This is a genomic window from Nostoc sp. NMS2, from assembly GCF_017115105.1.
In the GTDB taxonomy this organism is placed as follows: domain Bacteria; phylum Cyanobacteriota; class Cyanobacteriia; order Cyanobacteriales; family Nostocaceae; genus Nostoc.
This window is the reverse complement of record NZ_JABXKH010000046.1, coordinates 57,000-70,993: the sequence shown is the minus strand read 5'-3', so window position 1 is coordinate 70,993 and position 13,994 is coordinate 57,000. Positions and strand designations below refer to the sequence as shown.

At 42.7% G+C, this 13,994-nt stretch carries 6 protein-coding genes; 2 read left to right on the top strand and 4 right to left on the bottom strand.

Translation table 11 applies throughout. The annotated features are described in order from the left end of the window. Nucleotides 1–203: 203 nt before the first annotated feature. Nucleotides 204–851 (bottom strand): cytochrome b6, encoded by a 648-nt coding sequence (petB, locus tag HWQ36_RS07615; RefSeq protein ID WP_094332660.1) that lies wholly within the window; start codon nucleotides 849–851, stop codon nucleotides 204–206. Nucleotides 852–1,357: 506 nt separating this feature from the next. On the opposite strand from petB, the gene ctpA reads away from it, so the two are divergent. After that, nucleotides 1,358–2,602 carry a carboxyl-terminal processing protease CtpA gene (ctpA, locus tag HWQ36_RS07610; protein WP_292700084.1) on the top strand — a complete coding sequence of 415 codons (1,245 nt, stop codon included), beginning with the start codon at nucleotides 1,358–1,360 and terminating at the stop codon, nucleotides 2,600–2,602. A gap of 265 nt (nucleotides 2,603–2,867) precedes the next feature. Here the strand turns inward: ctpA and HWQ36_RS07605 are convergent, their stop codons facing one another. Further along, a complete protein-coding gene (locus HWQ36_RS07605) occupies nucleotides 2,868–3,362 on the bottom strand; it encodes a GNAT family N-acetyltransferase (RefSeq protein ID WP_292700081.1) in 495 nt (164 codons plus the stop codon). A 278-nt stretch (nucleotides 3,363–3,640) separates the two neighbouring features. Next, the gene (locus HWQ36_RS07600; RefSeq protein ID WP_292700078.1) at nucleotides 3,641–4,813 is read right to left on the bottom strand and encodes an RpoD/SigA family RNA polymerase sigma factor; all 1,173 of its coding nucleotides are present in this window, start codon (nucleotides 4,811–4,813) and stop codon (nucleotides 3,641–3,643) included. An 802-nt stretch (nucleotides 4,814–5,615) separates the two neighbouring features. Here HWQ36_RS07600 and priA point away from each other — a divergent pair. Then, nucleotides 5,616–8,177: a primosomal protein N' gene (gene priA / locus HWQ36_RS07595; RefSeq protein WP_292700075.1), complete on the top strand. Its 2,562-nt coding sequence runs from the start codon at nucleotides 5,616–5,618 to the stop codon at nucleotides 8,175–8,177. 1 nt (nucleotide 8,178) lies between these two features. On the opposite strand, the gene HWQ36_RS07590 is transcribed toward priA, so the two are convergent. Next, nucleotides 8,179–13,713, bottom strand: a complete 5,535-nt coding sequence (locus HWQ36_RS07590) for a Calx-beta domain-containing protein (RefSeq protein WP_292700072.1) — start codon at nucleotides 13,711–13,713, stop codon at nucleotides 8,179–8,181. Nucleotides 13,714–13,994 lie beyond the last annotated feature (281 nt).

Here is a 13,994-nt window from a genome sequence, read left to right as displayed (position 1 = left end):
CAGCTACTAGGCAAACCGAGCAGGCGGGAAGCAGCGTTTTGTTTATCTACAGTCAGCCGCCTGGAGGGAATTTACAGCTTTAGGCTTCAGATACAAGTGTTTGTTGGAACTTATGGGCAATTAAATTTATTGTGTTTCATAAGTTTAAAACAAACAACTTCATCTGAAAACTGACAAATCTTGCCTTTCGCTAATAACTGAGATTACAAAGGCCCGGAAATGCCTTGCTTGCGGATCATCAAGAAGTGAAACAGCATGAAGACTGCAATCAACCAAGGCAGTACAAAGGTGTGTGCGCTGTAGTAACGAGTTAGTGTTGCTTGACCAACACTTGAACCGCCGCGCAGCAGGTCGGAGATCAGAACGCCAACTACGGGAATTGCTTCTGGTACGCCGCTAACGATTTTTACAGCCCAGTAGCCAACTTGATCCCAAGGTAGGGAATAACCGGTGACTCCAAAGGAAACTGTAATTACAGCCAGGATGACACCACTTATCCAGGTTAGTTCGCGGGGCTTTTTGAAACCACCAGTCAGATAAACCCGGAAGGTGTGCAAAATCATCATCAGTACCATCATGCTGGCAGACCAGCGATGGATGGAGCGAATTAGCCAACCGAAGTTGACTTCATTCATGATGTACTCCACTGAAGAGAAAGCTTCAGTGACTGTTGGCCTGTAGTAGAACGTCATGGCAAATCCAGTGGCAAACTGGATGAGAAAGCAAACCAGGGTAATTCCACCCAGACAGTAGAAGATATTGACGTGGGGAGGGACGTACTTACTAGTAACGTCTTCAGCAAGTGCCTGAATCTCCAGGCGTTCCTCAAACCAGTCGGAAACATTGGCCATACAATCTCAAGTTCCTAAGAATCGGTTGCGGTTGATAAATCCCAAAGTTATAAATCGGCGACTAAAATTCTGATGGTTCCAAGCCTCGGCATCCTGCGGGTTCGCCCAAGGGGTTGCAGCAGGCTAGGGTAACAACAGAATTGTCTATGGACTTCTCATAAGCCGCCTCTTATGACTTCTCTCCCAATTAGCAATTTTGGGATTTTAGTAAAGACGAGTTTATTTCGTTTGCTTGTCAGCTTTCAGCGTGCTAAGAGCCTTCAGAAACTTTACACTCTGTAAAGAAGGAATATATTGCGATCTCTTTACGCCCCTGCACAGAAAATGGTGGACACAAAGTAGATTTTATCCTTTCGTGAGTGGATACAAACCATCAGTTGACTGAACAACTTGATGAGAGAAATGCACCACTTCTATAAAAAAAGTAACATAATCGAGAGATAGATTTCATCAACAACAGGTTAACTGGGCATTTATAGGCAATTTGGGTTGACGTGGAATTGATAATGGGGTTCATGAACAAACAAGTTTTTCGGGTTGGATTTTCATTGTTAATGGCGTTTTGGTTGGCGTTTGGTACGCTTACTCAGCCTGCGTTGGCTTTGACGGGGGAACAAAAGCTGGTTTCTGAAGTTTGGCGAATTGTTAATCGCGCTTATCTAGATGAGACTTTTAATCATCAGAACTGGGCGGCTGTGCGGCAAAAGGTTCTAGAGAAGCCTTTGGCAGACTCAAATGCCAGTTATGCGGCAATTGGGAAGATGCTCAAGAGCCTTGATGACCCTTTTACCCGCTTTTTAGACCCGGAACAGTACCGCAGCTTAAAGGTAAATACCTCTGGGGAACTGACTGGGGTAGGATTGCAAATTGTCCTGAATCCTGAGACTGGGAAGTTGGAAGTAGTGGCTCCTATAGCAGGTTCACCAGCAGATAAAGCGGGGATTAGACCACGCGATCGCATTCTTAAAATTGAAGGCGTGCCCACAAAAAATCTTACTCTAGATGAAGCTGCGACTAAAATGCGCGGGCCAAGTGGTAGTCTTGTTACTCTCCTCATCGAACGGGATGGAGAGCCAGAAACGGAAATTAGACTAACGCGCGATCGCATTGCTCTTAACCCTGTGGTTTCAGAATTGCGTGTTTCCCCTGAGGGTACGTCCATTGGCTACTTACGTCTCACTCAATTCAATGCCAACGCCTCAATGGAATTGGCACACGCTATTTCTAGTCTAGAAAAAAAAGGCGCTGCTGCCTACATTCTAGATTTACGAAATAATCCTGGGGGATTACTGCAATCAGGAATTGAAATTGCCCGTCAGTGGTTAGATTCTGGTACTATCGTCTACACTGTGAATCGACAAGGCATTCAGGGGAGTTTTGAAGCCTTTGGTCCAGCCCTGACGACCGATCCTCTGGTGATTTTGGTGAATCAAGGAACTGCCAGTGCTAGCGAAATTCTCGCTGGCGCACTCCAAGATAATGGTCGTGCCCAGTTGGTAGGCGAAACTACTTTTGGTAAGGGTCTAATTCAATCTTTATTTGAATTATCAGATGGTTCGGGGTTGGCAGTCACAATTGCTAAGTATGAAACTCCTCAACACCGGGATATTAACAAACTAGGTATTAAGCCAGATCAAGTGATTTCCCAAGACCCAATTAACCGCGAACAGATTGGTAGTGAAGCGGATCTACAATATCAAGCAGCAGTGGAACTTTTGAAGAAAGACTTGGTTGTGGCAGGAAAAGTGTAAAAGGTTAGGAGTTAGAGGAGGTTTCTTGATTACAGCCATTTTTAGGTAATTAGACCACGCGGTAGGGGCAATTCATGAATTACCCCTACGACAGATGTAATTCAAATACATGAAAATAGTCAAACTCGCAAATGTTAAGCAATATTCGGTTAATCAATAGCCTTTTAAGCAGGGTTAGTGAGGATCTTAAAGTGCCTAAAGTCAGAGAAAACACTTTTCTAACAACCTCTTCTGACTCCTGAATTCAGAATATCTGAATTCTTCTTCAATTGACAGCCCCTAACTGAATAAGCGCATCTTCTGTGACACGACAAATTCGCCAATCATCTAATATAGATGCTCCCATACTACGGTAGAATGCTTTAGCTGGTTCATTCCAATCCAACACACTCCACTCTAAGCGTCTACAGTTACGTTCTATAGCTATTTGGGCTACTTTAGAAATGAGAGCCTTACCAATACCTCGCCTACGATACTCTGGTAAAACAAATAAGTCTTCTAGATAAATTCCGGGCTTGGTCAAAAATGTTGAATAATTATGAAAAAATAGGGCAAAACCAACAGCTTGACCAGAGGTTTCTGCTAACATCACTTCTATATATCTGTGCGAACCAAATAAATGCTCCTTAAGTGCCAGAGCATCGCCAGTGACAGCATGAGATAATTTTTCATACTCAGCAAGTCCCTGAATTAATTGAAAAAGTACGCTGTAATCAGTTGGTTCAGCAAAACGCAAAATCAAATTGCTACACGAAGTCATTAGTCTATAGTCTATAGTTCATAGTCCATAGTCTATAGGCAACTGTGCAATTTTTTGAATAATGACTAAACAAAAGCCGAAAAAAGTACAGAATGCCCGTTTTTTGAAAGTTACGGTAGTCGAAGCTCAAGAAATGTAAATATACCAGCCCCTAAATTAATTATTGCAGCTAATTAAGTCAAACCATCCGGGTAATTCAAAATTCAATATCTATTTTTGAATTTTGAATGGTAACGAAGTGACGATCAGGTATTGCGTCTCTATCTTCGTAAATGTAACTAAATCAACCAACCTTTTAAGCGTTTGGCTATGTGGGGACGGCGCAATTTCCGCATCGCTTTGCTTTGAATTTGGCGCACTCGCTCACGGGAAAGATTGAACATATTGCCAACTTCCTCTAAGGTACAGGGTTCGCTGGTTGTCAAACCATAACGCAGAGAAATCACATCTTTTTCCCGTGGAGTCAACACGTCACCCAATACTTCCCAAATCTCCTGACGCATCATGTTTTCATTCATTTTTGCTTCTGGAGACAGGTTATCTTCATCTTCTAGCAAATCCATCAATTCCGTGTCTTCTTCTTTACCGACACGGTGGTTGAGAGAAAGTGCTTGACGGCGTAACTGTTGTAGTTGGCGTAGTTGTTGTACACTAATTTCCAAAGCTTCTGCCATTTCACCTTCGGTAGGATTCCGACAAAGTTTTTGCTTTAGTTCCCGTTGAGCTTTTTTCAGTTTGTTAAGCTTTTCAACAATATGAATAGGTAGCCGGATTGTCCGCGCATCGTTAGCTATAGCCCTGGTAATCGCTTGTCTAATCCACCAATAGGCATAAGTAGAAAACTTATATCCCTTATCTGGATCAAACTTTTCTGTAGCGCGATTTAAACCCATTGCTCCTTCCTGAATTAAATCCAGAAAAGGCACTCCCCGATTTAGATATCGTTTGGCAATAGAAACTACTAACCTCAAGTTGGAGCGAATCATTTTGCGTTTCGCTACTCTACCTTGATACAAGCGACTTTCTAGTTGCTTTTCGGTCATTTCTAGCTCGGAAGCTACCTCTAGTTTGGTAGGTTCCTGTCCTAGTTTTAAGTTTAAAGCAGCTTGTAATTCCCTAATTTCCTCTAGAAATCTAACTCGCCGCGCTAACTCTACTTCTTCATCAGCTTTTAGAAGCGGATAACGCGCCATCTCTTTAAAAAACGCGCCGACGGCATCATCATGTTCGGTTTTATTGTATCCCGAAGGGCGGGCCGCCGCCATGCCATCTCCATCGCGTTCATCTGATTCCAGATTCTCTACTACAATTGGAGGCTCTTCATCTGCCACTGCATTTAAACTATCGAGTGATGGTTCTTCAATATCAGCAGCATTCTCCAGTATTTCCATTTTTCCCAATTCAACAATATTCATAGTTTCCTTTAGGGATTGTTGTTTTGTTTGGTACATAATTTAGTTACAGCTACTCGTTTGAGGCTTGGTAGTTTTCCCTAATGGACGAATGCACCCCTTTATCTGGTGAAATAAAGCTTCTGCTAATTTCTATTCAAGAATAAAAATCTATATCTACCTACAACCTACGGGTTACAGTTAGATACAACCCATAACGTAACTGACCTTAGCACCCAACAAAACTTTCTTTTCAGGCTTCTAACAGATTATATTCTTCATTTTTTTCTTAATTACCAAATATGTCAAACCCCCCTCAAACTTTCTCAACCTGAACAAACATAAAAATCTCAGCTAACCATCCAAATTTCTTAAACTTTCATATATTTTTCTAAATATATATTTTTCTGTTTAGGTATTGGAAGTCACTAGATAAATTTAAAACCTGGTGATGGGGTTATGCATTCCCAATTTCAAGTTACCCAAATAATACAAATTACAATAATGGCAGCTTAATTTTGGGATGATCTTATTTGTATAAAAGCATCTCATATACAGAAAGAGTTGAATATCTATCGATAGGCGGAAAAAGGCTACTCCCTATTTAGTAGATAGAGCAACTGTTGCAGCAAGTGCCGACATGCTTTTATTGATATAGTGGGTACCAAATATTTATTGCACGTATAGTTGATACGAATTTGTCTAGTAGATTACATAAGAGGAAACTTATCAAGTATTATGAAGGATAACAGTATTGAGAAATACTATTTAAATTTAAGAAAGCAAAAAATTAGAGTTTAGTTAGCTAGGTTAATTTTGACCAGCTATGTGAGGAAAACATCTAACTTTAAAGTCAGGAACTATGTATATTAATGACATAAGTTTATCTCCTTTAGTGGTGGCTGAACCGAGTGAATCGTACCATTCAGGTACAACTCTTAATAGGTGGGTTGAAGTACTGGTAGACTGTCCAGGAAGTACAGGATTATTTACTTATCGATTGCCAGCCCAGTTAGAAATAAAACCAGGGGATATTTTAAGCGTGCCATTTGGGGCACAACAATTAGGAGCGATCGCAATTCGGTTACTGGCACAACCAAATGTCGATTTAGCACCAGAAAAAATCCGGGAAGTAGAAGATATAGTCAGCGTAGGATTTTTCCCAAGTGCTTATTGGGAATTACTCAATCGAGTTGCTGCATATTACTATACGCCTCTAATTCAAGTAATCCGGGTTGCTCTGCCACCAGGGTTGCTGGGGCGATCGCAGCGTCGTATCCGCCTTGTGAGAGGAGGGGGGGCAGGGGGCGGGGGGCAGGGGGCAGGGGGCAGTAGTTATTTACTGGCATCTCCTAATCCTTCAGCTTTTTTGACTCCAACGGCGCGGCAAGTTTGGGAACTTTTGCAAGGGCAGCCGGCAGGGGATTATAGTTTCGTCTACCTTCAACAAAAAGTCAAATCTGCCTATCGGGGAATTCGGGAGTTGTTGCGATTCGGGTTAGTAGAAAGCTATTTAGAACCGCCACGGTTGACTCGACCAAAGCTGCAAAAAGCAGTCACGCTCACAGGTACAATCGATAGCGATTTAACTACCCGCCAGCGAGAGATTTTGGAAGTGCTGCGGCGGCGTGGTGGGGAGTTGTGGTTAAATGAATTCCTACAGATTTGTAAAACAACTACCCCTACCCTGAAAGGGCTGGAGGAAAAAGGTTACATCGTTATTGAAGAACGGGAAGTATTGCGAACCGAACAGGGGCCAGCATTAGCAGGCGATGGGGCTAAATCTTTAACTGCTGCCCAAGCTAGCGCCTTAGCGACAATCCAAACACTAGATGGATTTGCTGAAGTTTTATTGCATGGGGTGACAGGTTCAGGAAAAACCGAAGTATATTTGCAAGCGATCGCACCTCTCCTCAACCAAGGCAAATCCGCCCTCGTCTTAGTCCCAGAAATTGGACTTACACCCCAGCTAACCGATCGTTTTCGCGCCCGTTTTGGTAATAAAGTCAGCGTGTATCACAGCGCCCTCTCCGACGGAGAACGTTATGACACTTGGCGGCAAATGCTCACAGGAGAACCCCAAGTTGTGATTGGTACGCGCAGCGCCGTTTTCGCCCCTTTGCCCAACTTGGGTTTAATTATTTTAGATGAAGAACACGACAGCAGCTTTAAGCAAGACTCACCCATACCCACCTACCACGCCCGTACTGTCGCCCAGTGGCGATCCGAATTAGAAAATTGCCCCTTATTGTTAGGTTCCGCTACCCCTTCCTTGGAGAGTTGGATAAGCGTCAGGAGGCAGGAGGCAGGAGGCAGGAGGCAGGAGGCAGGAGATAGGGGTTATTACTTAAGTTTGCCCGAACGCATCAACTCCCGCCCTTTACCGCCCGTGGAAATAGTCGATATGCGGCAAGAGTTGCAGCAGGGAAATCGTTCTATATTTAGTAGATCGTTGCAAGAAGCTTTGCAACAGTTGCAAGAGAGAAAACAACAGGGAATTTTATTTATCCATCGCCGGGGACACAGTACTTTTGTCTCTTGTCGCAGTTGTGGATATGTGTTGGACTGTCCGCACTGTGACGTATCGCTGGCGTATCACCACACCGAAGAAAAAGCGCCAGAATTATTGCGGTGTCATTATTGTAATTATGCGCGATCGCACCCCAAATTTTGCCCCGATTGTAGTTCCCCTTACCTGAAATTTTTCGGTAGCGGTACTCAGCGAGTCACGCAAGAATTAGCGCGACAATTCCCAGAGTTACGCTTGATTCGTTTTGATAGCGATACCACCCGTAACAAAGGCTCACATCGTACCCTACTCACCCAGTTTGCCAACGGCGAAGCGGATTTATTAGTGGGTACGCAAATGCTTACCAAAGGTTTAGATTTACCACAGGTGACACTTGTGGGCGTTGTCGCCGCCGATGGATTGCTAAATTTATCAGATTATCGCGCCAGTGAACGGGCATTTCAAACCTTGACTCAAGTCGCTGGACGTGCTGGTAGAGGAGACGATCCGGGGAGGGTGATTGTACAAACTTACACTACAGAACATCAGGTAATTGCAGCAGTGCGATCGCACGATTATCACTCTTTCTCCCAAGCTGAACTAGAACAACGCCAAGCCCTCAATTATCCCCCTTATGGGCGGTTAATTTTGTTGCGTTTAAGTAGTCTCGATCCCATTCAAGTGCAAAATACAGCGCAAATTATTGCCACAACCTTGAGTACAGAAGAAGAATTCGAGATATTAGGGCCAGCACCAGCAAGTATTTTACGGGTAGCTAATCGTTATCGCTGGCAGATATTGATTAAATTTGCTCCCGATGCCTTGCCACAATTGCCAGATTGGGAAGATGTGCGATCGCTTTGTCCTTTGTCTGTTAGCCTAACTATTGATGTAGACCCATTAAATATTATGTGAATTACCCGACATTCCGGTCATCATTGATGATAGTACCGATTGCCTGGTTATTACCGAACCTAGCATTTGCTGCTCCATAGAGATTGACAAAAAATGTTTCGTTGCTTTCGACTTTATTATCACCTGTAACACCGATACTAATAGTTTTGCTGATTTCGCCAGGATTGAAAACGATCGTTCCTAAAGCAGAATTGTAATCAGAGTCGGAAGTTTTAGCAGTGCCATCACTCGTACTGTAACTTACGGCTATCGGTTGATAGAATTCATTGGAGAGAGTAACGATAAATTTAGCAAAAGTTATCATTCCTATAGTGCCTTCATTGAGTGATACATCTGCAATGCTAATGGCAGGGGGTTCGTCATCATTTATGATAGTAGCCACTCCCAAACTATCAGTAATTGTGGCATTTGTAGCACCCAAGAGATTGACAGAAAATGTCTCATTGGCTTCAACTTTATTATCACCAATGACACCAACACCAAGAGTTTTGGTGGTTTCGCCAGGATTGAAAATAATCGTCCCGGAAGTAGAGTTGTAATCAGAATCAGCAACTTGAGCAGTGCCATCACTCGTGTTGTAATTTACAGTAACTTGCTGCAAACTAGGTGCGGAGAGAGTGACGGTAAAGTTAGCATTAGTTGTTGTGCCTGCGTTACCTTCAAAAAGAGCGGCATTCGAGATGCTGATAGTTGATTGGTTGTCATCGTTGATGATAGTACCAACTCCTAAACTATCTGCGATCGTGGCATTTATAGCACCTGAAAGATTGACAGCAAATGTCTCGTCACTTTCAGTTTGATTATCGCCGATGACACCAATACTAAGGGTTTTGCTAGTTTCCCCAGGATTGAAAATAATCGTTCCTAAAGCAGAGTTGTAATCAGAGCCAGAAGTTTGAGCAGTGCCATCACTCGTGTTGTAATTTACAGTAACCTGCTGATAACTAGGATTGGAGAGGCTAATAGTAAAGTTAGCATTAGTTGTTGTCCCTGTATTGCCTTCGGTAACAGAGACATCCGAAATTATGATAGTTGGTTGGTTGTCATCGTTGATGATTGTACCAACTCCTAAATTATCTGCGATCGTGGCATTTGTAGCAGCCGAGAGGTTGACAGAAAATGCCTCATTAGTTTCAAATTTGTTATCGCCGATGACACCAATACTAAGAGTTTTGCTAGTTTCGCCAGGATTGAAAGTAATCGTTCCTGAAGCAGAGTTGTAATCAGAATCGGCAACTTGAGCAGTACCATCACTCGTGTTGTAATTTACAGTAATCTGCTGATAACTGGGATTGGAGAGACTAATAGTAAAGTTAGCATTATTTGTTGTCCCTGTATTTCCTTCAGTAACAGAGACATCCGAAATGCTGATACTTGGTTGGTTGTCATCGTTAATGATTGTACCAACTCCTAAATTATCTGCGATCGTTGCATTTGTAGCACCTGAAAGATTGACAGCAAATGTCTCATCAGTTTCAGTTGTATTATCGCCGATGACACCAATACTAATAGTTTTACTGGTTTCCCCAGGAGCGAAAATAATCGTCCCTAAAGCAGAGTTGTAATCAGAGTCAGCAACTTGAGCAGTACCATTGCTCGTATTGTAATTTACAGTAATCTGCTGATAACTGGGATTAGAGAGGCTAATCGTAAAGTTAGCATTAGTTGTTGTCCCTGTATTACCTTCAGAAACTGAGACATCCGAGATGCTGATAGTTGGTTGGTTGTCATCATCAATGATGGTAGCAACTCCTAAACTATCGGTAATTGTGGCATTTGTAGCACCCAAAAGATTGACAGCAAATGCCTCGTTGATTTCAGCCTTGTTATCGCCGATAACACCAATACTAAGAGTTTTACTGGTTTCCCCAGGATTGAAAATAATGGTTCCTAAAGCAGAGTTGTAATCAGAGTCAGCAACTTGAGCAGTACCATCACTCGTGTTGTAATTTACAGTAATCTGCTGATAACTGGCATTAGAGAGACTAATAGTAAAGTTCGCATTATTTGTGCCTGTATTGCCTTCAATAACTGAAACATCTGAGATGCTGATAGTTGGTTGGTTATCATCGTTGATGATTGTACCAACTCCTAAATTATCTGCGATCGTGGCATTTGTCGCAGCCGAAAGGTTGACAGAAAATGCCTCGTTAGTTTCAAATTTGTTATCGCCAATGACACCAATACTAAGAGTTTTACTAGTTTCTCCAGGATTGAAAGTAATCGTTCCTAAAGCAGAGTTGTAATCAGAATCAGCAGCTTGAGCAGTGCCATCACTCGTGTTGTAATTTACAGTAATCTGCTGATAACTGGCATTAGAGAGACTGATAGTAAAGTTCGCATTAGTTGTTGTCCCTGTACCTTCAGTAACTGAGACATCCGAGATGCTGATAGTTGGTTGGTTGTCATCGTTAATAATGTTGACTGTAGCTGAACTGTTGGTAATTGTAGAATTTGCCGGTGCAGCTGTGAGGTTGGGGTTACTCAGGTTAACAGTAATGTCTTCATTGAGTTCAAATGTGTTCTCACCTAAGACATCGGCTGTAATTGTTTTTGTGGTTTCCCCAACAGCGAAGCTTAAAGTCCCAGATGCAGCATTTCCTCCACCCGTAACTTGAATATTGTTATAGTCACTGCCAAAAATTGCCGCACCGCTAAAAGCGTAATCTACGGTACTAGCCACGCCAATACCACCACTACGAGTAACCGTAAAGCTAACAGCTTGAGTACCACTATTACCTTCAGTCAAATTTGAGGTGGCGCTGGAAACTGCATATTGAATCGAATCATTAGCAGCAATATTCAGAGTAGTTTCAGTTATTGTTCCTAAATCAGCCCCTATTAGCGTGCCAAAGTTGAGTACAACCGTTTCTGTATTCTCAGGTAAATCGTCTGGGTTAATAGTAAAAGTAAGTAGCTTTGTTAAATCTGAGCCTGTAGCCCCAGCAGCAAAGGAGATAGTACTTGGAGAAAAAGTGTAATCGTTGCCACTAATCGCCGTACTATTATTTTTGACGACAATAGGAACTGTGACAGCCGTTTCTGGAGAGGCATTTAAGGAAACAGAAATAGTTACTACAGTAGCGGTACTATCTTCTGTTGTATTGTAAGTAGCAGCACCAAAGCTGACTTTTGGAAGCACATATTCAAATGCTCCAATGTCAATTCTGCCACTTTCAATCCGGTTAAAATCCGTGCCGCGCTGATCGGTAGTTAAGCCACCACTATAAGCCGGATCGCCAGCATTCTTGGCAGGACTGGAAAAGCTTAGGGCGTGAGTTTGTGTAGAACCACCGTAATCTCCCAGAGGTTTTAGTCCAGGATTGGGGTTAATAATATCTGTACCCGTGCCCAGAGTCCCGGATAATTTACCAGCAATTTTGCCAATCAGGTTGTAACCATTACTATTGAAGTTATTACCATAGACATCGACTCCTTGATTACCTGGGTCAATATTGCCAGCAATGATGCTATTGCTGATGCTTGCCGTGCCACCAGATTTATAAATGCCGCCACCATCACCTTGGGTATTGTTATCACTATCAGCGGTGTTGCCAAAAATAGTGCTATTGCTGACTGTGGTACTGCTGCTGCTATAGATGCCGCCACCATGAGTTTTTGCTGTATTGGTAGAGATAGTGCTATTGCTGATGGTGACACTACTGTTACTACCGTTACTGAAGATACCGCCGCCATTGCTGTTCGCGGTGTTGCCAGAAAGAGTACTATTGCTAACTGTGGCATTGGTGCCGTAGATGCCTCCTCCAAGGTTAGCTATGTTGCCAAAAATACTGCTATCGCTGACTGTGGCACTATTACTGTAAATGCCGCCGCCATTAGTGTTCGCGGTGTTGCCAAAAATACTGCTATCGCTGACTGTGGCACTATTACTGTAAATGCCGCCGCCATTAGTGTTCGCGGTGTTGCCAAAAATACTGCTATCGCTGACTGTGGCACTATTACTGTAAATGCCGCCGCCGCTAGTGCTGGCAGTATTGCCAGAAAAAATACTATTGCTGACTGTGACACTACTGGTGCTATATATTCCGCCACCATTTGCTGCATTTCCTCCAGTTATGTTCAACCCATCAATTGAGAGGGAGGCACTGGCATTAAAAACACGGGAAGTATTGTTACCACTGATGGTAAGTTTATCAGCCCCAGTTCCTTGAATGATGACTCCTTGAGTAACATTCAATTCCCCAGAAGTGAGGGTAATGATGTCGGGTGTGGCATCACCGAATATTCCAGTCGTATCAAAGACAATTGTCTCAATCCCTGGATCGTTATTGGCATTGATAATAGCTTGCCTTAACGAGCCAGCACCACTGTCATTGGTGTTAGTTACTACATAAATAGTGCCATCTACTTTGACAGATACATCGTCAATGGCTAAACCATGATCGTTACCTGTATCATCTATGTCTTCCCAACGCAATATAATTTCTTCACCGTTAGCTATTGGGGTAACTAGATTAAATATTACAGGCGTGATGACAGTTCGATTAGCAATTTGATTACCATTCAGGGAACCTGCGGTTGCAGTTGCAATTGGCCCGGTGAAATCTAGTGATGTTACAGGTGTCCATGTTCCTGTTGTTAAACTTGTGAGAGTTGACCCAGTTTGATAACTGAATTTCAGCTGTTGTTGCGATGTATTATTACCATTACGCCATTGCTCACCCGTGTAATTTACTTGCAACTTAGTAATTGCTGAACCTGTATTATTTTGGAGGCGCAACCCATAATAAATAGTTCCTGTAGCACCGGAAGCTACAGAACCGAGTGCCCGATCTGTGGTCGTACCAAAACTATACAATGCACCTGCATTACTAGTGCCAGAACCAGCGTTGTAATTTGTTCTTGTGGAATACCACCCTGAAATAGTTGAATCATTAGTCCAAGTAATAGATGTTCCAGAACGAGCTAATGTGTTGAAGTTTTGAGAGTATGCACCAGTAAAACTAGCTGGCAAAATAGATTGGTAAGCCTGCATTACTTCTGGTTTAAATGCCAGGGAAGCCTCAATTTTCCCTGTCTTCAACTCTAAGTCCCAGTCACCACCTAAAGCTGCACTTCCTGTTTTGTCAGTGGAAGCAGCAACATCTGCTCCAGTAATTCGGCTAATCTGCTGCACAAATTTTGTGCCCTCACCACTGGCTACATCACAGCCATAAAGTAAGATGTCAGCTTTATCAGTTAAAACATTTGCCCACTTGCGTAACTGATTTGCATAGCTATTTAGGTTGGTGAGGCTAAGGGAAGTTGACCCTAATTGTAAACTCCCTTCAGCACCGTGGGAGACAATGTGAACTGATTCAACTGAGCCAGGTTTACACCCTGCTAGAAACTCGCTGATTTGCGTTAAACCGTCTCGATTATGGTCAAGGATAACGACTTCACTACCTAGTGTGATACCAGCTACTAGGCTTTGATAATCGAGAACTGCTGTATCTATAAAAACAATATTTTTGCCCGCTTCTAATAATTTTCTGGCGGAATTATTTTGGTTTTTAGAGTGACTATTTTCTGTCATAATTATTGTCCTGTAATAAAATTCTGGATTGAATAAAAGACTTGTTAGCTCTAAGGATTTACGTCAATAGCATTTATCACACAACACCAAATAGGAAGCGAATGACTCAACATTCGCTTCCATGCTCAACTCAAATTGGTGACAGAACCTCTTGTTTATTGGAATAAAACCGCAATATTTCTAATCGTTATAGCGGTTCCCAGTTGAGTGAGGTACAAAAACCCCACCCCCTCTCCGCAAGCGATGAGGGGGCTATAATGTACCTCATTTGATTAGGAAAA